This window comes from Microcella sp., from assembly GCF_033763155.1.
Taxonomy (GTDB): domain Bacteria; phylum Actinomycetota; class Actinomycetes; order Actinomycetales; family Microbacteriaceae; genus Microcella.
Genome location: NZ_JANRKZ010000085.1, coordinates 1 through 26548 on the forward strand (window position 1 = coordinate 1; position 26548 = coordinate 26548).

Below are 26548 nucleotides of genomic sequence, written 5' to 3' on the forward strand. Positions count from 1 at the left end.
CGCCAGAGCATCGAAACGCTCGAGTGGATGACCCCCGAGACGCGCGCCCGCGCCCTCGACAAGCTCGCGAAGTTCACGCCCAAGATTGGCTACCCCGAGCGCTGGCGCGACTACTCGAGCCTCGAGATCGACGCCACCGACCTGCTCGCCAATGTGCAGGCCGCGGGTGAGTTTGAGTTTGCGCGCGAGCTCAAGAAGATCGGTTCACCCATCGATCGCGATGAATGGTTCATGACCCCGCAGACGGTCAACGCCTACTACAACCCGGGCTTCAACGAGATCGTGTTTCCCGCGGCCATCCTCCAGTTCCCGTTTTTCGATGCGGGTCGGGATGCTGCGGCCAACTACGGCGCCATCGGCGCGGTCATCGGCCACGAGATCGGGCACGGTTTCGACGACCAGGGATCGCGCTTCGATGGCGACGGTCGTCTGCATGACTGGTGGACCGAGGCCGACCGCGCCGCGTTCGAGGAGCGCACCGCGTCGCTCATCGCGCAGTACGACGCTCTCGAGCCGGCCGAGACGCCGGGGCACCACGTCAACGGCGCACTGACGATCGGCGAGAACATTGGCGACCTCGGTGGACTCGGTATCGCGTGGAAGGCCTACCTGCTGTCGCTCGACGGCGCCGAGCCTCCTGTGATCGACGGGTTTACGGCCGCCCAGCGGTTCTTCTTGTCGTGGGCGCAGGCCTGGCAGATCGCGATTCGTCCCGAAGAAGCACTGCGGCTGCTGTCGATCGACCCGCACTCGCCCAACGAGTTCCGCTGCAACCAAATCGTGCGCAACATCGACGCCTTCTATGACGCGTTTGATGTGACGCCCAACGATGCCCTGTGGCTCGCCCCCGACGAACGGGTCACCATTTGGTAGACGGTCCGCTGCTTCGTGATCGGGGTGCTCGCGCGGGCACCCCGAGACGAGCGCGCCATCTTTCTGACGTGCGCGAGCCGAGCTTTCGTGCGGCCTACCGCTCGCTCGGGGCCGTTGCCTACGAGGGCGCTCGCGTGTCGGTCGCCGTTGTCGACCTCGAGTCGGGCGAAAGCGTCTTCGCCGTCGACGAGCGCATCGTGCTGCCCACGGCGAGCATCGGCAAGATTCTGTTGCTCATCGAAGTGAGCGCTCGCCTCACCGATCGCAGCGTGAGCGACTTTGCCATCGCCGATCGGTCGGTTCAGGATGCCGTGGCCGACAGCGGCATTTGGCAGCACCTGCAGGCTCCCGCTTTTCCGATCGCCGACCTCGCGGCTCTCGTCGGAGCGACGAGCGACAATCTCGCGACCAACGTGCTCTTGCGGCACGTCGGGCTCGACGCCGTGCGCTCGCGCACCGAGAAGCTCGGGCTCGTGCGCACGGCCTTGCTCGACCGCGTGCGCGATGTGCGCGGCCCCGACGATGCCCCCCAACTCTCCGTCGGCTCAACGGCCGAGCTCGCGTGGCTCTTTCAGGCGCTCGCGAACGGCCACATCATCGACCCGATCACGAGTCAGCGCGTGCTCAGTTGGCTCTCGCTCAACGCCGACCTCTCGATGGTCGCAAGTGCCTTTGGCCGCGACCCGTTCTCGCATCGCGGCGTCGAGCACAACACGTGGATGGTCAACAAGACCGGCACCGACGTGGGCGTGCGCAGCGAGGCCGGCATTCTGCGTGGCCCTCGCTCGGGCGTGGCCTACGCGGTCTCGGTGCACTTCGATGACACCGATTTGGCGCGGCGCCTCCGGGTGATCGATGCCCTGCGCGCGTTCGGGCTCGACCTGCTCGAGTTTGTGCACTGACGAGCGCCGAGCATCCCGCACCCCGCACGCGTTCATCGCACACTCGGGTGCGCGTGTCACCATGTGCGCATGATCAGCACGGGTCTCGCACGGCAATTGCGCGACGCGGGTCTGCGCTGGAAGCCCGCCTCGGGTGATCGCTTTCAGATCGATCGGCACGAGTTCGACGCCGACATCTTCACGGTCAGCGAGCTCACGATCGAAGCCCATGAGTACCCCACCGGCACGGCGCTGGGATTCAACGGCACGACGGAGTGGGCGCTCGACTCGGTCGAGGTCGATGACACCCTGTGGCTGCCGCGCGAGGACCAGTTGCGCGACCTGCTGCGCACGGCGTTCCGCGCGCTCGATCGCACTGACGAGGGCTATCGGGTCAGGATCGGGATGGATGACGCCGAGCGGGTTTTCGAGAGCGTCTCGGCGCCCGAGGCCTACGGCTTGGCGCTGCTCGCGCTGCTCGAGCGCGCGACGGTCTGATCGCGTGCCGTCTCGGCAGACTCGCTCAGTTCGATGCCGTAGAGGGTGCGCACGGCCTCGATGACCTGCTCGCCCCGACCGGCCGCGGCGTGCCGCCGGGCGAGCGTCGAGGGCGTGTGCAGCAGCACGCTCGTGAGGTGCCGCAGCGCCTCCTCGACCCGGCCGTCGTCGCCACGAGCGCGAGCGCGGTCGATCTCGGCCTGCACGACGCCGAGCACGTGCTCGCGCAGCGCCACCACGGCGGGTTCGACCGAGGCGGCGGTCACGTAGGCGTGCGCCGCGGCGTCGACGACGGCCCGGGCATCCTCTTCGGCCGACCAGTGCACGAGCGGGGCGTGCAGGCGGATGGTCTCGAGGTCGAGCAGGGCGATGCCGTCGAGGGCGCCGACGGCGGGGTCGACGTTGCGCGGCAGGCCTAGGTCGACGATGAGCGCGCGGGTTCCGGCCGGCACGTCCTCGACGCTGATGCTGAGCCGCGTGGTGCACGTGATGACGACTGCCGCGCTCGCGAGGGCGGCGGCGAGGTCGTTCGTGGGCGTGACCCCCTGGCGCCGGGCGAAGAGCTGCGCTCGGCCCGTCGGGGAGTAGACGGTGATGCGCTCGGCACCGCGTTCGCGCAACGACGCGACGGTAGTCGTGGCATAGCGACCGGTGCCGATGAGCAGCACGTCGGTGCCCGCCCAGTCGGTCAACCGGCTGCCGACGAGGTCGAGTGCCAAGCGGGCGAGCGAACGACCCGTGCGGCTGGCGTCGCCCTGCGCGCGGGCCGCGCGGGCGGTGCGGATCGCCTCTTGCACGACGTGATCGAGTCGGCCCGAGCTCGTGCCTGTCGCGCGAGCGTGGGCGGCGGCCCGCCGCACCTGCCCGGCGATCTCCTCCTCGCCCACGGCGACGGAATCGAGCCCGGCGCACACCGAGAACAGGTGATGAATCGCGGCGGCGTCGTCGAGCACCTCGGCGGTCGTCGTGAGCCCGCGTGCGTCGTCACCGCCGAGGGTGGCGAGCGCCCGTTCGAAGCCCTGCCGGGCGACGGCGTGCGCACTGATCGCGGGCGCATCGACCTCGAGGTAGAGCTCGATGCGGTTGCAGGTCGAGACGGCGACCGCGCCGCTCACCGCCGCACTCGACCCGGCGACCGTCTCGGCGAGCAGACCCGCGTCGACGGCGAGCCGTTCGAGGATCTCGAACGGGGTGTTCCGATGGTTGGCGGTCACGCACAGCAGCACGAGGCACCAGTGTAGGCGGGCTGAACACCTCGATTCTGCAAAACCCCCCGGGGGGTACAAGTGAATCGTGCTCGACCTGTGTCCCGGCCGGGAGGTCTCTGCAGGAGGCCGCCCTATGCTGTGGGGGTGACCCTGCCCCCCGCGCATCCCCTCGTCGACGGCCGAACAGCTCAGTCCCCGCTCGTGCGGGCCCTGCGCGGCGAGCGGCCCGAGCGGCCGCCGGTGTGGTTCATGCGCCAGGCGGGGCGCTCCCTGCCCGAGTACCGTGCGCTGCGGGCGGGCGGCGACATGCTGCAGGCCTGCCTGACGCCCGAGCTCGCGAGCGAGATCACGCTGCAGCCCGTGCGGCGCCACGGGGTCGATGCGGGCATCTTCTTCAGCGACATCGTCGTGCCCGTGCTGCTCGCCGGGCTGCCCATCCGCATCGAGCCGGGTCGCGGACCCGTGCTCGACGATCCGATCCGCACGGCATCCGACGTGCTGCGGCTGCGCCCCCTGGATCCGGGCGCGCTCGACCCGATCCGCGAGGCGGTCGCCCTGACCGTCGCCGAGCTCGGCTCGACGCCGCTCATCGGCTTCGGGGGCGCTCCCTTCACCCTCGCGGCCTACCTCGTCGAGGGCGGGCCGTCGAAGGACCAGCAGCGGGCGCGGGCGATGATGCACGCCGACCCGCGCTCATGGGCGGTACTGCTCAACTGGTGCGCCGACGTCACGGGTCAGTTCGTGCGCGCCCAGGTCGAGGCAGGGGCATCGGCGGCGCAGCTCTTCGACTCGTGGGTGGGTTCCCTCTCGGCCGTCGACTACCAGCGCCGCGTAGCGCCCCACACCAAGCGGGCGCTCGACCACTTGCGCGGGCTCGAGGTGCCGCGCATCCACTTCGGGCTCGTCACCGACCGCATCCTGCCGCAGATCGCCGCTCTCGGCGTCGATGCCGTCGGCATCGACTGGCGCATCCCCCTCGATGAGGCGAGTGCCACCCTGGGTGACGCCCTGCCGCTGCAGGGCAACATCGACCCCGCTCTGCTGACGGCGCCCTGGCCCGTGCTCGGGGCCCACGTCGACGACGTGCTGCGCCGCGGCCGGCAGGCTCCCGCGCACATCGTCAACCTCGGCCACGGCGTGCCCCCCGAGACCGACCCTGACGTGCTGACGCGCCTCGTGCAGTACATCCACGCGGGTGAGACGACTCCGACGAGGACGGACTGGTGACGACGCCCGACTCCGCCGAGACGCTCGTCGTCGGCGCGGGCATCGCGGGGCTCGTGCTCGCCCGCGAGCTCGTGCTGCAGGGACGCACCGTGCGGGTGCTCGAGGCCTCCGACCGCGCGGGCGGGCAGCTCGGATCGATCGAGCTCGACGGGCTTCGACTCGACAGCGGCGCCGAGGCCTTCGCGACGCGAGGCGGCACCGTGCGCGAGTACCTCGAGCGCATCGGCCTGGCCGACCGCATCATCGCCCCGCGCGACGCGCCGGCGTGGCTGCATGCCGCCGAAGGGCAGACCGTGCCGCTGCCCGCGGTGAGCCTGCTCGGCATTCCGGCGGCGCCGCTCGCCGAAGACGTCGTCGCGGTCGTCGGCCGCCGCGGCGCCTGGCGCGGCCTGCTGGATGCCCTGCTCCCCGGCCCCGTCGGGTCACGCCTGCCCACCGTCGGCGGCCTGGTGCGGCGGCGCATGGGCGACGCGATCCTCGAGAAGCTCGTGGCGCCCGTCGTCGAGGGCATCCACTCCACGCACCCCGATGACCTGCCCGTCTCGGCCGTGCCGGGGCTCGTGCACAACCTGCTGCGCGAGAACTCGCTGGGCCGTGCCGTCGCCCGCATGCGGATCGACGCCCCGGCCGGGTCGCTCGTCGCGAGCCTCGACGGCGGCATGTCCACCCTCGTCGACGCCCTGCTCGCCGAGCTCGACCGCTTCGGCGTGCCCGTCGAGTACGGCGTGCGCGTGGCCGAGGTGCACCCCGATCACGTCGTGCTCGCGAGCGAGCGCGACGACGTCGAGCCCGAGGTGCGCCCGGGCCACGTCGTCGTGGCCGCACCGGGGCTCATCGACCCCGCCGACGGGTCGAGCGCCGTGCAGACGGCGACGCACCTCGCGCTGCTGGTGCTCGCTCCGGATGCCGCCCTCGCGGCCGCTCCGCGCGGCACGGGCGTGCTCGTCGCCCGCGGCACGAGCGTCGTCGCTCGCGCGCTCACGCACGTCACCGCCAAGTGGGCCACCGTGCAGACGGCGGCCGAGGGCCGGGAGGTCGTGCGGCTGAGCTACGAGCGCACCCCGACGCTCGAGCAGGCGCGGCGCGATGCCGAGGCGCTGCTCGGCGTGAGCATCCCGAGCGATCGCGTGCTCGCCGGCGAGGTCGTGACGTGGCTGCGGGCCGGTCGCATCGCCGTGACCGATGACGGCATCCCCGTCGTCGGCGAGCAGGTGGCCGGCACGGGCCTCGCGGCCGTGATCGCTCAGGCCCGCGCGACGGCCGAGCGGCTGGGCGCCGCACAGCAGGGCGCCCCCGAAGACTCCGATACCCCGACGAAAGAGAGCACCCCGTGAGCGAGACCCTCGCCTACACCGTCTACGTCGTGCTGCGGCGCGACCCCCAGCGCCGTGCCGCGGGCGGCGGCGTGCAGGAGGCCGTCGCGGCGGTCACCGCGCAGGGCGTGACCGTGCGCGGCATCTACGACGTGAGCGGCCTGCGCTCCGACGCCGACATCATGCTGTGGCTGCACGGCGAGACGGTCGACGGGCTGCAGGCGGCTGTGCGCACGCTGCGCCGCGCGCCGCTGCTGCAGGACGCGCTCCCCACGTGGAACGCCATGGGCGTGCACGTTCAGGCCGAGTTCAGCCGCAGCCATGCGCCTGCCTTCATGCTCGGCAAAGAGCCGAAGGGCTGGCTGTGCGTCTACCCCTTCGTGCGCTCGTACGAGTGGTACCTGCTGCCGGAGGAGGAGCGCCGCGACATGCTCGCCGAGCACGGTCGCAAAGGCAGCGCCTTCACGGGCGTGCTCGCCAACACGGTGGCGAGCTTCGCGCTCGGCGACTACGAGTGGCTGCTGGGGCTCGAGAGCGACGACCCGCTCGAGCTCGTCGACATGATGCGCGACCTGCGCTACACCGAGGCGCGCCGCCACGTGCGCGAAGAGGTGCCCTTCTTCACCGGTCGTCGACTCGACGACGCGGCGCTCGACGCCGAGATTCTGGAGGTGCTGTCATGACCATCACGAACGGCCACTACCCGATGGCGGCGACGGATGCGGCGCTCGCCGAATCCGCGGGCGGCCACGTCACCATGCCGGTCGCCTACGACGCCGTCATCCTCGCCGGCTTCGGCGGGCCCGAGGGGCAGGACGACGTCATCCCCTTCCTGCGCAACGTCACGCGCGGCCGCGGCATCCCCGACGAGCGCCTCGAAGAGGTCGCGCACCACTACCGCCACTTCGGCGGCGTGAGCCCGATCAACCAGCAGAACCGCGAGCTGCAGGCGGCCCTGCAGGCCGAGGCCGATCGCCGCAGGCTGGGCATTCCGATCTACTGGGGCAACCGCAACTGGGATCCGTACCTGCCCGAGGCCCTGCAGCAGGCCTTCGACGACGGCCACCGCACGATCCTCGGCCTCGCGACGAGCGCGTACTCGAGCTTCTCGAGCTGCCGCCAGTACCGGGAGGACTTCGCAAACGCGCTCGACGCCACAGGTCTCTGGGGCCAGGTGCGCATCGACAAGGTGGCGCAGTTCTTCGACGCCCCCGGCTTCGTCGCGCCCTTCGTCGCGGGGGTGACGGATGCTCTGCGCGCCCTCCTCGCCGACGGCGTCGACCTGTCTCGCGCGCGCGTGCTCTTCGCGACCCACAGCATCCCCACGACCGATGCCGAGCGCAGCGGACCGCGCGACGTCGAGTGGGGCGAGGGTGGCGCGTACGCCGCCCAGCACCTCGCCGTGAGCGGGGTCATCATGCAGCGGGCGCTCGCCGCCCTGCGTGACGAGGGCGCCGACGTGCCCGACGTCGACTGGCAGCTCGTGTACCAGAGCCGCTCGGGTCCCCCGACGCAGCCGTGGCTCGAGCCCGACATCAACGACGCCATCGCCGAGCACGCCGCGGCGGGCGCGACGACGATCGTCATGGTGCCGGTGGGCTTCGTGAGCGACCACATGGAGGTCATGTGGGATCTCGACACCGAGGCGATGGAGACGTGCGCGGAGCACGGCGTGCGCGGTGTGCGCGTGCCGACCCCCGGCGTCGACCCCGTCTACGTGAGCGGCCTCATCGACCTCGTCGAGGAGCGCCTGCGCGGCACAGCGCCCGCCGACCGCGTGCGCGAGACGACCCTCGGGCCCTGGTACGACGTGTGCCGCCCGGGCTGCTGCGAGAACGTGCGCGCGGGCTTCAAGCCCGCCATCTCGGGGCTCGAACCGTGACGGCCGAGGCGCCGATCCGCCTCGGCACCCGCGGTTCCGCGCTCGCCCTCGCGCAGTCGCAGCGCGTCGCCGACTCGATCGCGGCGCGCACCGGCAGCCCGGTCGAGCTCGTGACGATCTCGACGCTCGGCGACCGGTCGACGGCCCCACTCGAGAGCCTCGGCGGCGCGGGTGTCTTCGTCACGGCCGTGCGCGAGGCCCTGCTCGCGGGGGAGTGCGACGTGGTCGTGCACTCGCTCAAGGACCTGCCCACGGCCCCGCACCCCGAGCTGGCCATCTCGGCGATTCCAAAACGGGCGGATGCGCGCGACGCGCTCGTGGCGCGCGACGGGCTGACGCTCGAGCAGCTGCCGCCCGGCGCTCGCGTCGGCACCGGGTCCCCTCGGCGCCGCGCTCAGCTGCGGAGGCGCCGCGCCGACGTCGAGGTAGTCGACCTTCGCGGCAACGTCGACACCCGCATCGGCCGCGTGCTCGGCGACCGCGAGGGCGTCGACGCCGATCTCGACGCGGTCGTGCTCGCCGTCGCCGGCCTCGAGCGCCTGGGCCGCGACGAGGTCATCACCGAGCACCTCGGCATCGCCGGCTGGCCGACCGCCCCGGGGCAGGGCGCGCTCGCCGTCGAGACCCTCGCGACCGTCTCGGGACCGCTGCGCTCTGCTCTGCAGGGCATCGACCACGCGGCGACCCGCGTGAGCGTCGAGGCCGAGCGTGCCGTGCTGCGACTGCTCGAAGCGGGATGCTCGGCTCCGCTCGGCGCCAACGCGTTCATCGACGGCGGCATGCTCTTCCTCGCCGCGCGCGTCTACTCCGAGGCGGGCGAGCAGGTCTCGGCCGCGCACGCCCTCTACGTCGACGACACGCGCACGCCCGGCGAGGACGCGGCCAAGCGCGTGGTCGACGAGCTGCTCGCGCAGGGCGCCGCCGACCTCGCGCCGCTCGGCGGCGCGCGATGAGCGCGCCGACGCCCGGCAGGTCGGGCGGTCTCGGTCCGAGCATCCGCCCCCGCCGTCTGCGCGCGACAGCCGCGATGCGCGGTCTCGTGCGCGAGACCGAGGTGCGGCCGCACCACCTCGTGCTGCCGGTGTTCGTCCGCGAGGGCCTCGACGCCCCGCAGCCGATCGCCTCGATGCCGGGCGTCGAGCAGCACTCGCTCGACAGCGTGCGCGCGATCAGCGCCCGCGCCGCCGCGGCGGGCCTCGGCGGCATCATGCTCTTCGGGGTGCCCGCCGTGCGTGACGCGGTCGGCTCGGGCGCGACCGATCCGCAGGGCATCCTCAACGTCGCCGCGCGCGCGGTCGTCGCCGAGGTGGGCGACGCGCTCGTCGTGCAGACCGACCTCTGCCTCGACGAATTCACCGACCACGGCCACTGCGGGGTGCTGGATGCCCAGGGCCGCGTCGACAACGACGCGAGCCTCGAGCGCTACGCGGCCATGGCGGTCGCGCAGGCCGAGGCGGGCGCCCAGCTGCTCGGGCTCAGCGGCATGATGGACGGCCAGACGCGGGTCGCCCGCGCCGCCCTCGATGCGGCGGGCTATAGCGACGTCGCCCTGCTCGCCTACTCGGCCAAGTACGCCTCGGCGTTCTACGGGCCGTTCCGCGACGCGGTCGAGTCGCAACTGCAGGGCGACCGCCGCACGTACCAGCTCGACCCCGCGAACGCGCGGGAGGGTGTGCGCGAGGCCGCGCTCGACGTCGAGGAGGGCGCCGACATCGTCATGGTCAAGCCCGCGCTCGGCTACCTCGACGTGCTGCGCCGCGTCGCCGATGTCTCGCCCGTTCCCGTCTGGGCCTACATGGTCTCGGGCGAGTACGCGATGATCGCCGCCGCCGCGCAGAACGGCTGGATCGACGGCGATCGCGCCCAGCTCGAGGCGCTCGTCTCGATTCGCCGCGCGGGCGCCGATGCCGTGCTCAGCTACGCCGCCCTCGACCTCGTCGAGAGAAAGCTCGTGTCATGACCCGCTTCATCTCCGGCCGCACCCCCTCGACCAACGCCGAGGCCTTCGAACGCGCGCTCGTCGTCACGCCCGGCGGCGTCAACTCGCCCGTGCGCGCGTTCCGGTCGGTCGGCGGCACCCCCGTCTTCCTGGCGAGCGGCCGCGGCCCCTACGTCACCGACGTCGAAGGCACCGAGTACGTCGACCTCGTGGGGCAGTGGGGTCCGGCGCTGCTCGGCCACGCGCATCCCGCCGTCATCGCGGCCGCGCACGCCGCCGTCGATCACGGACTCGGATTCGGTGCCGCCTCGACCGGAGAGGTCGAGCTCGCCGAGCTCGTGCTCGATCGGCTCACCCTCGGCGAGGGTGCTGCCGAGCGCCGGGCGATCGAGAAGCTGCGGCTCGTCTCGACGGGCACCGAGGCGACGATGACGGCGATCCGGCTCGCCCGCGGGGCCACCGGGCGGCCGCTGCTGGTCAAGTTCGCGGGTCACTACCACGGGCACTCCGACTCGCTGCTGTCGGAGGCCGGCTCGGGAATCGCGACACTGGGCATCCCCGGCTCGGCGGGCATCACGCCCGAGACCGCGGCGCAGACCATCGTCATCCCCTACAACGACGAGCAGGCGCTCGCCGCGGTGTTCGCGGCGCACGGCGACCGCATCGCGGCGATCATCACCGAGGCCGCCGCGGCCAACATGGGCGTCGTGCCCCCGAAGCCCGGCTTCAACCGGCTGCTCGCCGACACCGCGCACGCGCACGGCGCGCTGCTCATCAGCGATGAGGTCATGACGGGATTCCGCTCGACCGCCGCGGGGTGGTGGGGACTCGAAGAGCGGGAGGGCGTGCCGTACGACGCCGACCTCACGACCTTCGGCAAGATCATCGGCGGCGGGCTGCCGCTCGCGGGGCTCGGCGGTCGGGCCGAGGTTCTCGATCTGCTCGCGCCCCTCGGTCCGGTGTACCAGGCCGGAACGCTGAGCGGAAACCCCGTGGCCGTCGCGACCGGGGCCGCCATGCTGCGGGGCGCCGACGAAGCGGTCTACGAGCACCTTCCGCGCGCGGCCCGGGCGATCGGCGACGGGCTATCGGCCGCGCTCTCGACGGAGGGCGTCGAGCACGTCGTCGCCTGGGCGGGGTCGCAGTTCTCGATCTTCTTCCGGTCGGATGCCCCGCAGAACTACGCCGAGGCGCAGGACCAGGCGACCTGGCGATTCGGGCCGTTCTTCCACGCGATGCTCGAGCACGGGGTGTCGCTGCCGCCGAGCGTCTACGAGGCCTGGTTCGTCTCGGCCGCGCACGATGACGCGGCGATCGAGCGGGTGCTCGCGGCGGCTCGACCGGCGGCGCGGGCGGCCGCGGCGGCGCGGCCGTAGGGTCGCGTGCGCTCGGGCTCGCGAGTGTAGACGACCGATGCTCCCCTGGGAATCCCCTCCGCAGGACTCGACCGTCCGCAGGGAGGGCGCACTACGCTAGGGGAGTTGCCGCGACCGATCCGCCACGGCCGGGCAACGTGAGGAGTGCGTCATGAGAGGCAAGATCCTGTTCGCCGCCGGCCTCGCCGTCGGCTACGTGCTCGGCACCCGCGCGGGACGCGAGCGCTACGAGCAGCTCAAGAAGACCGCGTTGGGCTTCTGGAACGACCCCCGTGTGCAGCACCGGGTCGACCAGGTCGAGGACTTCGTCAAGGAGAAGGCCCCCGAGGTCGCCGACTTCGTCTCGGACGGGGCGAAGAAGGTCGTCGACCAGGTGACCGGTCGCGCATCGAAGAAGCCCGCCACGCCCGCGTCGGCGAAGCCCGCGAGTGCCGCGGCGAAGAAGCCGACGACCGCGACGAAGAAGCCCGCCGCGTCGTCATGACCGAGACGGCGGCTGGCACGTCGCGCGAGCGCCGTGGTCTCTTCAAGCTGATCTCCGACATCCCCGGGCTGATCCGTGAGCTCATCGAGGCCGAGATCGCCTCGCTCAAGGCCGAGATCGTCGGCAAGCTCAAGGCCGCGGGCATCGGGGCCGGGTTCCTGGTCACCGCCGGGGTGTTCGCCTTCTTCGCGACGCTCGTGCTGACGGCGGCGGGAATCCTCGCCCTCGCCCTCGTGCTGCCCGCGTGGGCGGCCGCCCTCATCGTCGCCGCGGCTCTGCTCGTGCTCGCCGGCATCACCGCGGCGATCGGCGTGGCGCAGCTCAAGCACGGCGTTCCCCCCACGCCCACCCAGACCATCGAGAGCGTCAAAGAAGATGTCCGCGTCGTTCGCGGGCTCAGAAAACGAGGACCATCATGAGCGACACCGTTTCGAGCACCGTCGCGGCCACCCGTGCCCGCCTGGAGCAGACCCTGGATGCGATCGACGACAAGCTCGACGTGAAGAAGCAGGCCGGCGAGCTCACCGAGCGCGTCAAAACCTCGTACCAGCGGAACCCCGTGCCGTGGATCATCGGGGCGACCGCCGCCACGGTCGTGGTCGTCGGGCTCGTCGCCTGGGCGATCTTCAGCGACGACTGATCGCAGCCCCCGTCGACCCCTGCCCCGATTATGACTCTCGCGCGAGCGGGGTCATCATGGAGGGGATGGTTCTCTCTTCGCACGACGTGACGATCGAGCGCACGCCCACGGGCGTGCTGCCGGTCATCAAGCCGCTCCTCGGCTGGCGGGTGCTCGTGCCCCGCGGCGGCAAGTGGGGCGACGGCGTCGCCGCCCAGCTGCGCGCGCTGGGTGCTGCTCCGGTCATCGCGCCGCTCATCAACTTCGCCGGAACCGAGAACCCCGAGCAGCTCGCCGCCGAGCTCGCGGCGCTGCAGGCGGGTGACTACGGATGGCTCGTCGTGACGAGCGCCACCACGGTCGACGTGCTCGTCGGGCACGGTGTGCGCGTTCCGGCGACGACGCGCATCGCCGCCGTCGGCGAGACGACCGCCCACGCCCTGCAGCTGGCCGGGTACTCGGTCGACGTCGTGCCGACCGACCACTCCGCCCGCGGGCTCGTGCGGGAGTGGCCGGGCACCGCTTCGCAGGGCCCCGTGCTCGTGCCGCAGAGCGAGATCGCCGAGCCGACCCTCGTGAGCGGCCTCGCGGAGCGCGGCATCGACGCCCGGTTCGTCACCGCGTACCGCACGGTCGGGGTGACCGCCTCTGCCGAGGTCGTCGCCGACGTCGCCTCGGGATCGATCGGGGCGCTCATCGTCAGCTCGGGCAGCGTGGCGCGCCAGATCGCCGAGCAGTTCGCCCCCCTGCCCCCGACCACCGCGGTCGTCTGCATCGGCCCCCGCACGGCCTTCGACGCGCGTGCCGCGGGACTCACGGTGCACCGCATCGCCGAGGAGCGCTCGACCCAGGCCCTCGTGCGCGCGCTCGCCGAGTACGCGATGAACCCGAACGACAGCGCTCCGCCCGTCATCCCCTAGGGCCTGCGGGCGGGTGCGCTCAGCGCCCCGCGACGAGCGCGAAGATCGCGAGCAGGGGCGGGATGCCCTGCGCGAGCGCGGCCGGCAGCAGGCGCGGCGCGGCGGTCAGCGCGAGGGCCGCACCGGCCACCACCATGACCGCGCAGCCCGCCACGACCACCGCGGTGCCCGTGACCGCCGAGGAGTCGATCGCGACGAGCACGATCCCGACGGCAACGACGATCGCGAGCGCCAGGTTGTAGACGCCCTGGTTGACGGCGAACAGCCGCAGGGGGGCCGAGTCGGCTTCGGCCCGCACGCCGAAGAGGCGTCGACCCAGCGGCAGCCGGAAGAGCACGCTCTCGAGCACGAAGAACGCCACATGCAGCGTGGCGGCCATTCCGGCGAGCACGAGCCCGATGAGCTGCAGGGCGGTCATACGCCCGCTCCCGGGTCCACGCGTACAGCAAGACGGCCGGGCACGCGTCCGGCGAGCACCTCGGCGGCGCACTCGGCCGCCTCGTCGAGCTCGACTGTGCGCGCGACGCTCTCGATCGTCGCCGGATCGAGGTCGCGCGCCAGGCGCTGCCAGGCCTGCTCGCGCAGGGCGGGCGGTGTGAACGTCGAGTTCACCCCGAGCAGCGAGACCCCGCGCAGGATGAACGGCATGACCGTCGTCGTGAGCGCGGGTGACGCCGCATTGCCGCATGCGGCGACGGCGCCCGATGGTCGAACCTGCGCGAGCGCGGTGGCCAGCGGCTGCCCGCCGACGGCGTCGATGACGCCCTCCCACCGCTGGGACTCGAGCGCGCGCGAGGGGCGGTCGAGCTCGGAGCGGTCGATGATGCTCGTCGCGCCGAGCGCGCGCAGTCGAGCCGCGTTCTCGGGACGACCCGTCGACGCGGTGACGGTGAAGCCCGCGCGGGCGAGCAGCGCGATCGTGAACGATCCGAGTCCGCCGCTCGCGCCCGTGACCAGCACGTCGCCGCTCGTCACGCCGTGCCGCTCGAGGGCGAGCACGGCGAGCATGGCGGTGAAGCCCGCGGTTCCGATGCCGGCGGCCTGGGCATCCGTGAAGACGGCCGGCGTGGCGACGAGCGTGCTGCCGTCGAGGAACGCGCGTTCGGCGAGCCCGCCGTGGCGCGTCTCGCCCGCGCCGGCGCCGTTGAGCAGCACGCGGTCGCCGACCATCCAGCGCGGGGTCGCCGAGGCGGCCACCGTTCCGACGACGTCGATGCCGGGCACGAGGGGCGAGCGCCGCACGACACCGGCGTTGCCCGCGAAGACGAGCGCGTCTTTGAAGTTGAGCCCCGAGAACGTGACGGCGACCTCGACGTCGGCGGCCGCATCCGGGGCGTCGGCGGACGGCCGCAGCGACGAGGCGTCGAGCTCGACGAGCTGCACGCGCGGCTCGTCGTCGGTGAGGGTGATCTGCCAGCCGCGCGTCATGACCGCCAGCCTACGGCGGGGGCGCCGGCCACGGCAGGGCTCAGCCGAAGAGCAGCGCCGCCTCGTCGTACCGCGACTGCGGAACGGTCTTGAGCTTTCCGAGCGCGGCCTCGAACGGCACCCGCACGATCTCGGTGCCGCGCAGCGCCACCATCTCGCCCCAGCGGCCGTCGTCGACCGCTGAGATCGCCGCCATGCCGAGTCGCGTCGCGAGCACGCGGTCGAAGGCGCTGGGCGTGCCACCGCGCTGAATGTGGCCGAGAGTCGTCGCGCGCGTTTCGATGCCCGTGCGCTCTTCGATGAGGGGGGCGATCCGCTCGCCGATGCCGCCGAGGCGCGGGCGGCCGAACGCGTCGAGACCGCGCTCGTTGAGCGGCTCGTCGTCACCGTCGAGCGTGAAGCCTTCGGCCACCACCACGAGCGGCGCGCGGCCGCGGTCGTAGGCGCTCGTGACCCACGCGCACAGTTGCTCCATGCTCGTGTGCTGCTCGGGAATCAGAATGGCGTGAGCGCCCGCGGCCATGCCCGAGTGCAGAGCGATCCAGCCGACGTGGCGTCCCATGACCTCGGCAACCATGCAGCGGTTGTGCGCGTCACCCGTCGTGCGCAGGCGGTCCATGGCCTCGGTCGCGATGCCCACCGCGGTGTCGAAACCGAAGGTGTAGTCGGTGGCGTCGAGGTCGTTGTCGACGGTCTTGGGCACTCCGACGATGCGGATGCCCGCATCCGTCAATCGCTTCGCCGCCGCGAGCGTGCCCTCGCCACCAATCGCTATGAGTGCGTCGAGGTTGTTCTCGGCGAACACCTCGTTGATGCGGTCAACACCGCCGCGCCCCTCGAAGGGGTTCGTGCGGCTCGTGCCCAGAATGGTGCCGCCCTGCTTTGAAATGCCCTTGACCTCGTGGCGACCGAGCGGAATCGTGTCGTTCTCGACGAGGCCTTTCCAGCCGTCTTTGAACCCAATGAACTCGTGGTGGTGAACCGTGGTTCCGGTGAGAACGGCGCCGCGAATGACGGCGTTGAGCCCGGGGGCGTCTCCGCCGGAGGTGAGCATTCCAATACGCATGGGTTCCATCATGGCGGCTCACGGTGGCGGGCGCGAAACGAGGCGGCGCGCGGGCGATTCACGGCGCGTGCATGGCCAGCGGCACTACCGTGAAGCCCTGCCTTTGGCAGCTGACAAGTGGAGGAATCATGGCTGACAAGACCAGCTCACCGGCCCCGGCACCCGCTCCGGCCGTCACCCCCGAATACCCGGGCCAAAGCCTCGGCATTACGGGCCTCGTGTTCGCGTTCGTGCTGCCGCTCGTCGGCCTCGTGCTGGGCGTGATCGCCTATAACTGGTCGAAGAAGGTGGGCGTGGTCAACGGCCCCGCGCGTGCGGCCGTGATTGTCGGCGGTGTCATTCTTGCCGCTGGGCTCCTCATCTATGTGGCGTGGGTCATCGCCGTGGGCCCGGCCCTGCTGCAGTACATGCACGGTCCGTGGGGCATGCGTGGCTTCTGAGCCTGACGCGCCGACCGATCCGTTCGCGGCGCTCGCCGACGAGCAGTATGTGCTGCTCACGACGACGCGCCGCAACGGCGTTGCCGTGCCGACTCCCGTGTGGGTTGTGCGGCATGCCGACGCGCTGCTGGTCACGACGGGAGACGAATCGGGCAAGGTCAAGCGCATTCGCCACACCCCCCGCGTGACTCTTCAAGCGTGCGATCGGGTCGGGCGGCCCTTGCCGGGCGCGGCCGTGGTTGCGGCTACGGCCACGGTGCATGACGACGCTCAGTCTCGTGCCGACATCGTCGCGGCACTGACCAAGAAATACGGGGTGCAGTACCGCGTCATTCGTGCCATGAGTGCGATGCGTGGCCGGGCAGACACGGGCTCGGTCGTCGTACGCCTGGCCGCCATTCGTGACTAACAGGTATTTCCTCTGCCGCTGAGACACCTGCGGGTACTACGATTCGACCGAACGGGGCCATCCCGGCCCCCCACCCCGCAGGAGTCAGAATGACCGACGCCCCCACCCCCTCCGCTGTTGCTCCCGTCAACCCCGGCAAGACGATGGGCATCGTTGCCCTCGTGCTATCGATCCTCCCCTTCCAGCTCATCGGTGTGATCTTGGGCTTCGTTGCACTGAACCAGTCGAAGAAGGCAGGGCAGAAGAACGGTTTCGCTGTTGCGGCCATCATCATTGGCCTCATCGGCCTCGTTATCGGCGTCATCGTGGCGATCGGAGCTGCCGTCAGCGGCGCCGCTCTCTTTGGTGGCCTCGGTGGCATCGTGCAGATCTGTAACGACCTCGGCCCCGGTGTCTGGGAGGTCGACGGCGCTACCTACACCTGCGGCTAAGTTCTCGAACTGACAACGGCGGGGAGGGCGCTCATCTCGAGCGGCCTCCCCGCCGTTCTGCGTGGCGGCGTCACCCGTCAGGGCTGCGCTCTACGCTGAGCGCGTGAGCGATGCGGTGGCGGATGCGGAGCGCGAGTTCGCGCCCCCCGAGCCCCTCGACCTGCGCGCCACCCTCGGCTTTCTGCGACGCGGACGCGGCGACCCCACGCAGCACACCGTCGAGGGGCCGGATGCCTGGCGCGAGGTCTGGCGCGCGCAGCGCACACCCGAGGGCGTCACGTCGCTGCGGTTGCGCGTCGTCGACGGTCACCCGACCGCGGCGCGCGCGATGCTCGTTTCGGCGTGGGGCCCGGGCGCCGAGTGGAGCGCCGCGCACGCGCCCGAGCTTCTCGGCGAGGGCGATGACTGGTCGACGCTCGACGCCCTGCTCGAGGCCCGAGCGCCGCACGATGCGGCGGCCGCGGCCCTGCAGCGTCTGCGCCGGCGCACGCGCGGACTGCGGCTGACCCGATCCCACCTCGTGCTGGAGGCGGCGGTGCCCGCCGTGCTCGAGCAAAAAGTCACGGGAGTCGAAGCGCGGCGTGCGTGGCGGCAGCTCGTGCGGCAGCACGGCGAGCAGGCGCCTGGCCCCGCACCCGAGGGGCTCACCGTGATGCCCGGCGGGGTGGGGTGGCGCAGCATCCCGGATCATGATTGGCACCGCGCGGGCGTGGGGCCCCAGCGCATGGCGACCATTCGCCGGGTGGCCGCGGTGGCTCCGGCGCTCGAACGAACGCTCACGCTCGGCCGCGGGGGGCCGGCGGCAGTTGCGGCGCTGCGCTCGATTCCGGGCGTGGGGCTCTGGACCGCGGCCGAGATTCTGCAGCGCTCGCACGGCGACCCCGACACGGTCAGCGTGGGCGATGCCCACTTGCCGCACGTCGTTGGCACGTGGTTCACGGGCGACCGCACCGACGACGCCGGCATGCTCGCGTTGCTGGAGCCCTACGCCGGCCAGCGGCACCGCGTTGTGCGACTCATCACGTCGGCGGGGGTCGAGGCCCCGCGCTTCGGTGCGAAGGCCACGATCGAAGACCACCGCGCGCGCTGACGACGTAGCGTGGCCGGGTGAATAAACTGCTGCGCCTCTGGCGGGTCATGTGGCAAGCACGCCGCGGCCCCCGCTTGTCGCCCACCGATGTCAGCCGCGTGCCGTTTCGCGTGCTGCCCAATGACCTTGACGTGCAAAAGCACATGAACAACGGCGTGTATCTCTCGCTCATGGATCTCGGTCGCGTCGACCTCATGGTGCGGTCGGGCATTTGGCGCGAACTCACGAAGCGCGGCTACTACCCCGTCATCGTGAGCTCGACGATCACCTACCGCCGCTCGCTCGAACTCTGGGAGCGCTACGAGCTCGAGAGTCGTATGGTCGGCATCGACGACGTCGCGAGTTATGTCGAACAGCGATTTGTTCGGGATGGCGAGATCTGTGCGCGTGCTGTCATCAAGGCGCGCTTTCTCAAGAAGACGGGCGGCGTTGTGCCGATTCCTGAGCTCGCCGAACTGTTCTCGCTCGATCCCGACAACCACCCGCTGCCCGCGTGGCTCGCCGAATGGAGTGGTCAGGCGGCGCTGCCGTCGCGGCGCGAGCCCGCGCCGAGCGTCTGGGAGTGAGTTGTGCGTCCACAGTCACGATTGGACCCGTGACAGTCGCTCTACTCTTCGGTAGGCTTGCAGCACGACGAACCGGTTTCCGGGGCGTTGTTCGCCTGAAGCCCCGCTAGCGGGGCTTCAGTGCTTAACCGGTCAAGGTCGATGAGAGACACGTCTCTTTAGGGGTCCCATCGGCGCGTGGAGGGCCGCAGTGGCTGCGCTATGGACCACAAGTCGCGGGCAGACCGGGCTGCGCGATCATCGAGATGTTCGTGGGCGTCGACTCGGCGGTAGAGATAGACGATCATGTCGGCGCACTGGATGCCGGGAGACTCGGCCGACTTGCCGAATGTGATCGGAAATTCGATGCGAGCGAGCTTGCTCGGCTTGTACCCGCCGGTCGTCAACGACTGGTAGCTCGCCATCCTCATGGCGTGGGCTTGCTGGTCAGGAACCTCATCGGCGATCACGACGACGCGATCGCCCAAGCGTGACGCGTACTCGTTCAGCCTCTCGAGGAGGTGGCGCAACGCGATCTGGTGAGGCGCTTGCGGATAGCGATAGCGAGTGTTCAGGCGCGGAATGTCGACGCCCTCAACGAAGGCACGTGCTCCCGGAACTGCCGCGATCTCGGCAAGGGCCCGCCGGTAGATGGAGAGAGCAGCACGAGCCTTGCCCCGCAGCGGTGACCACGCGTCCTTACCCGACATGATCTCGTAGCCGTGAAGCTCGGCTGCACCGTCGATCCCGAAACCTTCCGCATACCTCAGCGCGGTGTGGACAGCCTTCTTGACGATCGCCAACTGGTCCTCGCGAACGACGTATGCGCCGACGAAGTACCGATCCCGCGAGTACGACTCGTCGACGAACGCGTACCTCACCCAGCCGCGTCCTTCTCCTTGACGAGGTCGAGCAGCAGAGCGACCCGCTCGTCGGGGGAGTTGAATCCTTCGGCGCGATAGAGCCGGTCGACGTAATCGTCGTTCGCGCTGTGCGCCTTGCGCAGCTCGGCGGGCATCGTGGTCGGGTCGTAGAGGTCGGCGAGCGTCGAATCCGGGTAGAGCGCCCGTGCGTTCAGGATGCTCTGGCCGAGCTCGGCGAGCGTTGCGCGCTGCCCGTCATCGATCGGGGGCACAACGAAGTTGTTGTACACGACGTCTTTCGAGTACCGGAGCCTGCTCTCCAGTCGGCCGCCGACGACGCGGAGCCAGTCCATGTGCATCCGGCTCGTGAGGAGTGCGAACAAATACTCCGGAGCGTTCTCGACCACAAGACAGGAATTGGCCACAACATGCCCAGGCGGGAGGAAGCTCATCGGCACGTACTCTCTGCGCTCGGAAGAGACACCGGGCACCACGAGCACGGGTTGTTCGGGGGACTGCGTGATCTGCGCAAACAGGTGAGGCACATCCGCGAGGTGTGGACGCGCTGACGTCAAGCGCTCCTGTCGATTCGCGGCGACTCGGGCGGCGACGGTGGGCATCGCCCGCAACTGCGCGGGTGTCACGCCCTTCAGCCACAACGTCCATCGCTCGCCGCCCTGCAGGAACTCTTTCGCGCCGATGTACGGCAGCACCCACTCGGCTGCCGCAGGTTCCGAGGCGAGCAGGGCATCGCGCTCCGATCGGCTCAGAATCAGGTTGCCCCCATCTGCCGGCATGTTGCCGAACGCCATCCGCGGCGCGCCGCTGATCTGCTCCTGACGGTTGGATACGACGAATTCGTCGCCGGCGATCAGGTACGGGCTGATGGACTCGACGAGGTCGAGCACGGGCTCGCCAGCGATGTCGGGGTAGTCGAAGAGCAGCGCGGTTGTCCGCACCGTTCGCGCGAAGCCGACAATCACGCAGTGCACTGCAGCAACGCCGCGAGCGGCGTTCATCCAGCGAAAGGTTCGGTGGGCGAACGTGATGTGGTTGCCATTCGCGTAGAGCTTCGGCCAGAGGATGCCCGGCTGCTCACCCTGACTGATCGAGTTCGTAGAGACGAACGCTGCCTCGATGGCAGGGTTCTGGGTAATCATGCGATCCGCCAGGATGTACCAACCGGTGACGAAGTCGAGGAACCCGGCCTGGGGGTAGCCTCTGGCGATAGCGCGTAGGTCAGCCTTCTGCCCCTTGTCCATCGTTCGGGAACCGAGGAAGGGCGGGTTGCCGAAGATGAAGTGAAGGTTTTCCGGCCTGACGATGCTCGACCAGTCAGTGGTCAGGGCGTTCGCGTGCACGATGTGAGCACCCTCGGTGAGAGGCAGACGGGAGTACTCGTGACCGATCTTCCGGCCCGCCTCGAGGTTCATCTGGTGGTCGGTCAGCCACATGGCGGTTCGCGCGATCTGCACCGGAAACTCGTCGATCTCGATGCCGTAGAACTGCTCAACGCGAACACGGAGGTCTGATTCGAGCACGACGATCGTCGAGTGCTTCGCTTTGGCCTCGATGACCTTCAGCTCGAGTCGTCGCAGCTCGCGGTAGGCAACGATAAGGAAGTTGCCCGAACCGCACGCGGGGTCGAGGAAGGTGAGGCTGGCCAACTTGTCGTGGAACGCATCGAGCAACTGGGCACTGTTCTTCGATGCGCGAGCCTTCTCGAACTCGGCGTAGAGGTCATCCAGAAAGAGCGGCTTGATGACCCGGAGGATGTTCTCTTCGCTCGTGTAGTGGGCTCCGAGGTCGTGACGGTCATCGCCGTCCATAACGCCCTGGAACATCGCTCCGAAGATCGCCGGCGAGACCTTGTGCCAGTCGGGCTGCGACGCCAAGAGCAGCGCCAGGCGCAAATTCGCGTCAAAGTCGGGGGCGGGCGTGTTCTCGGCGAAGAGACCGCCATTCACATAGGGGAAGGCCTTGAGGTCGTCATCGAGCAGCGCAGACCGCTCTTCGGGAGCAGTGTTGAGAACCTCGAAGAGCTTGGTCAGTCGCAGCCCGGTATCGGTTCCGTCGTCCGCCGTGCGGCTTCGGATGTAGTCGCGGAACTGCTTCGGCTCGAAGATGCCGGCATCTTCGGCAAACAGGCAGAACACAAGACGGACCAAGAAGAGTTCAAGTTTGTGGCCGATGTAGCCAGCCGCCTCGAGTCGGTTGTGCAACTCAGCCATGCGTTCGGCCGCTTGACGGTTGACCGGCGAGGTCTCCTCGATCGAGGTTGCCTGCTCGTCGACCAGCGCAGCGAACAGGCGCACGTAGTCGGGCAGTTCTTCGAGCCGGAACTCCACAACCTGTCGGGTGTCGAGGTCGACGTGCTGGAACGTGGCGAAGTCGGAGAGGACTACCGCCTGCGGCAGGTCGTGGTCATCGAGCCCGTCGAGGTACTCGAACGCCTGCCCTCGGGCTGCGTTCAGGTCGCGTCCACCCGACTTCTGTTCGGCCAAGAGCCGTCCTGGGAGGAACATGTCGATGTAGCCACGACGCCCACCGCTGAGCTTGACCGCGTACTCGAAGTACCCCCCGGCACGACGACGGTTGATGCCGAAGACGTCGAGGAAGTCAGCCCAGAACGACTGGCTCTCGCCCTTCTCGTACGTCTCGCCCTCCCACTCCTCAGCGAAGCGGGCGGCGCGGGCGCGGATCTCGTTCCAAGACAGTCGTGTCACACGCTCACTTTAGGCCGGACTACCCACCGCGACTCTCGTCAACACCAGGCGACCTTCGCGTTCGACGGTTTTGACCAGCCAGTCGCTAGCGAGCCGAACAGGTCTGATGCCACGCTGGAACGCGCGCACCTGAAGAGCGTTGAGTTGCGCCAAAGGAAGCGAAGAAGTAACGATTTGCCTCCAATGACTAGTTCTCTTGCGATGCTTGGGAAAATCCCAAGCTTGACGGGTACTGTTATCGCATGGCGAACGCTATTGGGGATCGCATTCGCGCGCGCATGCGGGAGGCATACGGCGAAAGCTTCACTCAGAGTGACCTCGCCCACTCTGTACGCATGACCCCAGATGCCTTGTCTCGTGCGCTGAATGGCCAACGACTGTTCGCGACCCTCGAGCTCGTCCGCGTCGCTAACTTCTTGCAGACTTCTCTGCACTGGCTGGCGACCGGGGAGGTCGACCCTGCTGCCGCAAAGGTGGCGGCCCGCCACACTTACGATGTCGCTGCTCGACGACACGAGTCAATTGATTGGTCAGCTGAACGAACTGCGATAGAGACGGTCTCGACGGCATACACGCAGGTGTTTCGTTCGGATCCAGAGCGTCCACAGGTCGAGATTCCGTCTTCCGCTCAGGATGCTCGGAAGCTCCTTATTGAATATGACCAGGACTTCGTCCGTCAATTCGCCGAATCGGTGGAAGCAGTCTTCGGCGTTGAAGTTGTTCGCGTACAGGAAGCAAGCCGGCCTTACTCAATCGAGGTAGTTGGCCGGCGCGTGGTCGTGGTGCCGCCCCATGTGAACTGGTTCTATCAGAACTTCTCGATCGCGCATGAGCTTGGGCACTTCTCGTCGGGAAACCTCGAACCGATTGAGGAAGAACCCTTGGCATCGGCTGAGTCAGAACGAGCGTCGAATGCTTATGCCGCAGAGCTTCTGCTGCCAACAGAAGAGATGACTTCCTTAAGCTGGTCGGCGATGCCATTGACGGATTTCGCTGACAGGCTTTGGCGATGGGGTGTATCGACTGACTTCGTTAAGCGGCGTCTCGCCAATCTGGGCATCGTGCCTCATGAAGAGATTCGCGAGGTCTTGAACATGTCGACACAGAAAGCGCTTCGTCGCCACTTGGTCCTGGACGAATCGACCATGTGGGTCGATGAGATCACCGATCGTATGGATCGCGCGAACACCCGGCGCTTTCCCAAGGGCCTTATTCGAGCACACATGGAGGCAGCCGCCGAAGGACGGCTTCGGCCAACGTATCTCGCTTGGATGCTTGAGACAGATGCACTTGAGCTCGAACGCGAATTGGGGCCCGCTGACGAAAAGCCCGATCTCGACTGGATGCTCTACGAAATCGAACGTGGCGTGCACCCGAACCCGTGACCCTTATCCAGTTTGCGGACAACACCGCTCTAGTGAACTTCGCCTTGGTAGGCAGAATCGATGTACTGGCGCGACTGATGAATGGGCGCGGTGCGTGGACCGCCACTGTTCGCCTGGAGTGTGAGCAGTCCGCTCTCTTCTTGGAGAACGATCAGCTACTTACCGTGGGTGATTTCCTAGGCGAGCCGTACTACCCCGAAACCCGCGACGAGTTCGAAGCCATCCAAGTCGCGAGGGAGTTTTTGCGTGAACCCGGCGACGGTCCAGAGCGACATCTAGGAGAAGCCGAAACGATCGCAATCGTGACGTCGCGGGGTTTGGCCGCACTCGTTGTCACCGATGACACCGGAGCAATGAGGCTTGCAATGCGCAGAGAGATTCCAGTTGCCACTTCATCTGACCTCATGATTCTGGCGGTCAGGGCCAACATCATCCGTCCACAAGAGGCTTGGGACTGCATCACCGCACTGCGTGTCGATCATGGTCGGTTCTTGCCCAGAGCGCCCGAAACGTTTGCAGATCTCCTAGTCCTGACCGGCCGTCTGTAGGGAATCTGACAACAGATCTTGTGTCCCGCAAAGTCATGGGGCACTGGGTCGCATTAGGTAATGAGCAGGTAACTCGGAGGGTTCTTGGTTGCGGGCCCGCCTCCTGAACTGAAGCCTCCGGGCGACGCGTCAGCAGTGGGCGAGCACGTGGTCGGGGCTCGAGGGGCGAGCGAGCATCCGGTCTCGCAACACCGAGAGCGCGGGAATCTCGTCGCGTGCGCAGACCTCGGCCCACGTGCCGCGCAGGTCGTCGGTGTATTCGATGTTCATGACCTGGTCGCCGTAGACCTCGATCGCGAGGCCACACTCTTTCCACCGATCGCACTCTTCGAGAACGACGAAGTCGAAGCCGGCCTCGTCGCGGCCCCGCTCACCGAGTTCGAGGGCGTTCTTCTGGCCAGCCGCGAGCCCGGCTTCGTGGGCGCGGTCGACGAGCAGCGTCGCGAGCGCGAGGGCGTCGTCGATCGAGAGCACGTCGTTCGAGCGCGAGTAGCTGTCGAGGTTGTCGAACTCGACGCCGACGAATCCCGCCTCCGCGCACCCATCGATGAGCGGGCCGAGCCGCTCGACGATCGCGTCGCGGGCCTCGAGCGTGCGGGGATCGAGCAACGCTTCGTCGGGCCAGTTCGGGTCGATCACGGGGTCTCCCGCGGCGTCGAGCAGCACGGCCTCGGGCGCCTCGGCGAGCCACGACTCGAGCTCGCCCGGTTGCGTCTGAAAACCGTTGATGTAGCAGATGTTCGGGATGCCCGCCGCGGGCTGCTCGGTCGCATCACGCACGACGAGCGTGACGCCGGGGGCCGGGTCGGAGGCGCCGCCGAGTTGGTAGTCGATGCGCCCCTCGACCGGGAGGGTGAAGAGCGCGGCGGGGTCGGGCGCGGGGCCGGGCGCGGTCTGCTCGAGCGGGGCAGCCCCCGAGCTCGCGGTGCAGGCCGTGAGCAGCAGCGCCGTGCTCGCGGCGAGCATCCCGAACCCGATGCGACTCGTCATCGCGACTCGAGCACCGCCATTGCGGCGTTGTGGCCGGCAATGCCGCTCACGGCGCCGCCGCGGCGCGCGCCCGATCCGCACATCAGCACACCCGGCAGCCCGGTGTCGACGCCCCAGCGGCGGGCGGGGGTGTCGAGCGGGTCGCCGTCGTCGGCCCAGGGCCACGCGAGGTCGCCGTGGAAAATGCTGCCGCCCGGCAGGCGCAACACGTGTTCAAGGTCGCGCGTGGTCTTGGTCTCGACGCACGGGTTGCCGTTGCCGTCGGTCATGAGCAGGCTCTCGATGGGCTCGGCGAGCACCGAGTTGAGCGAATCGAGCACGGCGCGTTGCAGGGTCTCGCGCATCGCGTCGTTGTTCGCTTCGGTGAGCAACCGGTCGGGCACGTGCAGGGCGAAAACCGTCAGCGTTTGTGCTCCTGAGGCGCGCAGCTCGGGGCCGAGAATGCTCGGGTCGGTCAGTGAGTGGCAATAGATCTCGGCGGGGATGACGCTCGGCACCTGCCCGGCGACGGCGTCGTCGTAGGCGCGCTGCAGCTGGCTGAAGGTTTCGTTGATGTGGAACGTGCCGCCGAACGCCGCCGCGGGGTCGATGCTCGCGTCGCGCAAGCAGGGCAGGCGCTTCAGCAGCAGGTTGACCTTGACTTGTGCACCCTCGGCGGGCGGCACGGCGAGGCCGTCTGATGCGGATGCGGCGCTCTCGTCACCCGCCGCCATGAGCCGCGCGAGCTCGTGCGGGGAGCAATTGACGAGCACGTGCTCCGCGCTCGTCTCGTGCTCGACCCCCGCGTCGTCGCGCCAGCGCACCGTGCGGTCAGGAGAGAGTGCGAGCACCTCGGCCCCCGTCGTGAGCGTCGCGCCCGCGAGCCGCGCGGCCCGCTCGAGCTCGCCCGATACCGAGCCCATGCCCCCGACGGGAACATTCCAGTCGCCGGTTCCGCGACCGATGACGTGGTACAGAAAACAGCGGTTGGCGAGCAAGGTCGGGTCGTCGTTCGGCGCGAAGGTGCCGATGATCGCGTCGGTGTAGACCACGCCGCGCACGAGGTCGTTGCTGAAGGTGTCGGCGATCGTGCGGCCCACGGGGTGCTCGATGAGGGAGGTCCACAGCGCTTCGCCGTCAATGCCGGCCGACTCAGCGGCGGCGACGACGGCAGCGCGCGCCTCTGATCGCGTCAGCAGCGGGTCGGTGACGGTCGGAAACAGCGCACGGGCAAGGTGCTGTGTGCCCTCGTAGAAACGCGCCCAGGCCATGGCGTCATCGTCGGCACCGAGAGCCGCGAAACTCTCGGCGGTGGCGACGGGATCGTGGTTGTCGACGAGCAATCCGCCCGACTCGCCGGGAACGGGCGTGTAGGAGCTATAGCGGCGCGGCGCGAGCTCGATCTGCAACCCGAGGTCGTCGATGATG

29 protein-coding genes are annotated in these 26548 nt (G+C 69.3%); 21 read left to right on the forward strand and 8 right to left on the reverse strand.

Annotated elements, in window-relative coordinates:
• From SFU54_RS03865 to SFU54_RS03875, 3 genes are all read left to right on the forward strand, one after another.
• Positions 1-873, forward strand: an 873-nt coding sequence (locus SFU54_RS03865) for a M13-type metalloendopeptidase (protein ID WP_319014992.1), incomplete at its 5' end; no start/stop codon positions are given.
• 68 nt (positions 874-941) lie between these two features.
• Positions 942-1775, forward strand: a complete 834-nt coding sequence (locus SFU54_RS03870; protein ID WP_319014993.1) for a serine hydrolase — start codon at positions 942-944, stop codon at positions 1773-1775.
• Between the two features lie 69 nt (positions 1776-1844).
• Positions 1845-2252 (forward strand): pilus assembly protein CpaE, encoded by a 408-nt coding sequence (locus SFU54_RS03875; RefSeq protein ID WP_319014994.1) that lies wholly within the window; start codon positions 1845-1847, stop codon positions 2250-2252.
• On the opposite strand, the gene SFU54_RS03880 is transcribed toward SFU54_RS03875, so the two are convergent.
• A complete protein-coding gene (locus tag SFU54_RS03880; RefSeq protein ID WP_319014995.1) occupies positions 2207-3478 on the reverse strand; it encodes a glutamyl-tRNA reductase in 1272 nt (423 codons plus the stop codon). The genes SFU54_RS03875 and SFU54_RS03880 overlap by 46 nt on opposite strands.
• A gap of 126 nt (positions 3479-3604) precedes the next feature.
• On the opposite strand from SFU54_RS03880, the gene hemE reads away from it, so the two are divergent.
• From hemE to SFU54_RS03935, 11 genes are all read left to right on the forward strand, one after another.
• Positions 3605-4687, forward strand: a complete 1083-nt coding sequence (gene hemE / locus SFU54_RS03885; protein WP_319014996.1) for a uroporphyrinogen decarboxylase — start codon at positions 3605-3607, stop codon at positions 4685-4687.
• Positions 4684-6021 carry a protoporphyrinogen/coproporphyrinogen oxidase gene (locus SFU54_RS03890; protein ID WP_319014997.1) on the forward strand — a complete coding sequence of 446 codons (1338 nt, stop codon included), beginning with the start codon at positions 4684-4686 and terminating at the stop codon, positions 6019-6021. Before hemE ends, SFU54_RS03890 begins: the two co-directional genes overlap by 4 nt.
• Entirely contained in the window at positions 6018-6683 is a 666-nt protein-coding gene (gene hemQ, locus SFU54_RS03895; RefSeq protein WP_319014998.1) for a hydrogen peroxide-dependent heme synthase, read from the forward strand. The genes SFU54_RS03890 and hemQ overlap by 4 nt, the downstream gene beginning before the upstream one ends.
• On the forward strand, positions 6680-7882 hold the full coding sequence (locus tag SFU54_RS03900; protein ID WP_413466561.1) for a ferrochelatase: 1203 nt from the start codon (positions 6680-6682) through the stop codon (positions 7880-7882). Before hemQ ends, SFU54_RS03900 begins: the two co-directional genes overlap by 4 nt.
• Positions 7879-8835 (forward strand): hydroxymethylbilane synthase, encoded by a 957-nt coding sequence (gene hemC, locus SFU54_RS03905; protein WP_319014999.1) that lies wholly within the window; start codon positions 7879-7881, stop codon positions 8833-8835. Before SFU54_RS03900 ends, hemC begins: the two co-directional genes overlap by 4 nt.
• On the forward strand, positions 8832-9842 hold the full coding sequence (gene hemB / locus SFU54_RS03910) for a porphobilinogen synthase (RefSeq protein ID WP_319015000.1): 1011 nt from the start codon (positions 8832-8834) through the stop codon (positions 9840-9842). The genes hemC and hemB overlap by 4 nt, the downstream gene beginning before the upstream one ends.
• A complete protein-coding gene (locus SFU54_RS03915) occupies positions 9839-11197 on the forward strand; it encodes a glutamate-1-semialdehyde 2,1-aminomutase (protein ID WP_319015001.1) in 1359 nt (452 codons plus the stop codon). Before hemB ends, SFU54_RS03915 begins: the two co-directional genes overlap by 4 nt.
• A 151-nt stretch (positions 11198-11348) precedes the next feature.
• Positions 11349-11681 carry a YtxH domain-containing protein gene (locus SFU54_RS03920; RefSeq protein WP_319015002.1) on the forward strand — a complete coding sequence of 111 codons (333 nt, stop codon included), beginning with the start codon at positions 11349-11351 and terminating at the stop codon, positions 11679-11681.
• Positions 11678-12100, forward strand: coding sequence for a phage holin family protein (locus SFU54_RS03925; RefSeq protein ID WP_319015003.1), 423 nt, complete (start codon positions 11678-11680; stop codon positions 12098-12100). The genes SFU54_RS03920 and SFU54_RS03925 overlap by 4 nt, the downstream gene beginning before the upstream one ends.
• Positions 12097-12321: a DUF3618 domain-containing protein gene (locus SFU54_RS03930; protein ID WP_319015004.1), complete on the forward strand. Its 225-nt coding sequence runs from the start codon at positions 12097-12099 to the stop codon at positions 12319-12321. The genes SFU54_RS03925 and SFU54_RS03930 overlap by 4 nt, the downstream gene beginning before the upstream one ends.
• A gap of 65 nt (positions 12322-12386) precedes the next feature.
• Positions 12387-13220: a uroporphyrinogen-III synthase gene (locus tag SFU54_RS03935; protein ID WP_319015005.1), complete on the forward strand. Its 834-nt coding sequence runs from the start codon at positions 12387-12389 to the stop codon at positions 13218-13220.
• Between the two features lie 19 nt (positions 13221-13239).
• Here the strand turns inward: SFU54_RS03935 and SFU54_RS03940 are convergent, their stop codons facing one another.
• Genes SFU54_RS03940 through SFU54_RS03950 form a run of 3 tightly spaced genes read right to left on the reverse strand, consistent with a single transcriptional unit; the run spans position 13240 to position 15714 of the window.
• On the reverse strand, positions 13240-13638 hold the full coding sequence (locus SFU54_RS03940) for a DUF1304 family protein (protein WP_319015006.1): 399 nt from the start codon (positions 13636-13638) through the stop codon (positions 13240-13242).
• Positions 13635-14648: an MDR family oxidoreductase gene (locus tag SFU54_RS03945; RefSeq protein ID WP_319015007.1), complete on the reverse strand. Its 1014-nt coding sequence runs from the start codon at positions 14646-14648 to the stop codon at positions 13635-13637. The genes SFU54_RS03940 and SFU54_RS03945 overlap by 4 nt, the downstream gene beginning before the upstream one ends.
• 40 nt (positions 14649-14688) lie before the next feature.
• The gene (locus SFU54_RS03950; RefSeq protein ID WP_319015008.1) at positions 14689-15714 is read right to left on the reverse strand and encodes a 6-phosphofructokinase; all 1026 of its coding nucleotides are present in this window, start codon (positions 15712-15714) and stop codon (positions 14689-14691) included.
• 128 nt (positions 15715-15842) lie between these two features.
• Here SFU54_RS03950 and SFU54_RS03955 point away from each other — a divergent pair, with 128 nt between their 5' ends.
• The 5 genes from SFU54_RS03955 (at position 15843) to SFU54_RS03975 (ending at position 18650) form a co-directional block, all read left to right on the forward strand.
• The gene (locus tag SFU54_RS03955; protein ID WP_319015009.1) at positions 15843-16154 is read left to right on the forward strand and encodes a hypothetical protein; all 312 of its coding nucleotides are present in this window, start codon (positions 15843-15845) and stop codon (positions 16152-16154) included.
• Positions 16144-16563: a PPOX class F420-dependent oxidoreductase gene (locus SFU54_RS03960; RefSeq protein ID WP_319015010.1), complete on the forward strand. Its 420-nt coding sequence runs from the start codon at positions 16144-16146 to the stop codon at positions 16561-16563. Before SFU54_RS03955 ends, SFU54_RS03960 begins: the two co-directional genes overlap by 11 nt.
• A gap of 89 nt (positions 16564-16652) precedes the next feature.
• A complete protein-coding gene (locus SFU54_RS03965) occupies positions 16653-16994 on the forward strand; it encodes a DUF4190 domain-containing protein (protein WP_319015011.1) in 342 nt (113 codons plus the stop codon).
• Positions 16995-17097: 103 nt separating this feature from the next.
• On the forward strand, positions 17098-18084 hold the full coding sequence (locus SFU54_RS03970) for a DNA-3-methyladenine glycosylase 2 family protein (RefSeq protein ID WP_319015012.1): 987 nt from the start codon (positions 17098-17100) through the stop codon (positions 18082-18084).
• Positions 18085-18101: 17 nt separating this feature from the next.
• The gene (locus SFU54_RS03975; protein WP_319015013.1) at positions 18102-18650 is read left to right on the forward strand and encodes an acyl-CoA thioesterase; all 549 of its coding nucleotides are present in this window, start codon (positions 18102-18104) and stop codon (positions 18648-18650) included.
• A 158-nt stretch (positions 18651-18808) separates the two neighbouring features.
• Here SFU54_RS03975 and SFU54_RS03980 read toward each other — a convergent pair whose 3' ends face one another.
• Positions 18809-19510, reverse strand: a complete 702-nt coding sequence (locus SFU54_RS03980) for a DUF3800 domain-containing protein (protein ID WP_319015014.1) — start codon at positions 19508-19510, stop codon at positions 18809-18811.
• Positions 19507-22218 carry a class I SAM-dependent DNA methyltransferase gene (locus tag SFU54_RS03985; protein WP_319015015.1) on the reverse strand — a complete coding sequence of 904 codons (2712 nt, stop codon included), beginning with the start codon at positions 22216-22218 and terminating at the stop codon, positions 19507-19509. The genes SFU54_RS03980 and SFU54_RS03985 overlap by 4 nt, the downstream gene beginning before the upstream one ends.
• A 242-nt stretch (positions 22219-22460) precedes the next feature.
• On the opposite strand from SFU54_RS03985, the gene SFU54_RS03990 reads away from it, so the two are divergent.
• Positions 22461-23603 (forward strand): XRE family transcriptional regulator, encoded by a 1143-nt coding sequence (locus SFU54_RS03990; protein ID WP_319015016.1) that lies wholly within the window; start codon positions 22461-22463, stop codon positions 23601-23603.
• Complete coding sequence (locus tag SFU54_RS03995) at positions 23600-24151, forward strand: hypothetical protein (RefSeq protein WP_319015017.1); 552 nt, start codon at positions 23600-23602, stop codon at positions 24149-24151. The genes SFU54_RS03990 and SFU54_RS03995 overlap by 4 nt, the downstream gene beginning before the upstream one ends.
• A gap of 129 nt (positions 24152-24280) precedes the next feature.
• On the opposite strand, the gene SFU54_RS04000 is transcribed toward SFU54_RS03995, so the two are convergent.
• Positions 24281-25141: an endo alpha-1,4 polygalactosaminidase gene (locus tag SFU54_RS04000; RefSeq protein WP_319015018.1), complete on the reverse strand. Its 861-nt coding sequence runs from the start codon at positions 25139-25141 to the stop codon at positions 24281-24283.
• Positions 25138-26548 (reverse strand): NAD(P)/FAD-dependent oxidoreductase (locus SFU54_RS04005; RefSeq protein WP_319015019.1); only part of this gene is annotated, 1411 nt, incomplete at its 5' end. The genes SFU54_RS04005 and SFU54_RS04000, both read right to left, overlap by 4 nt.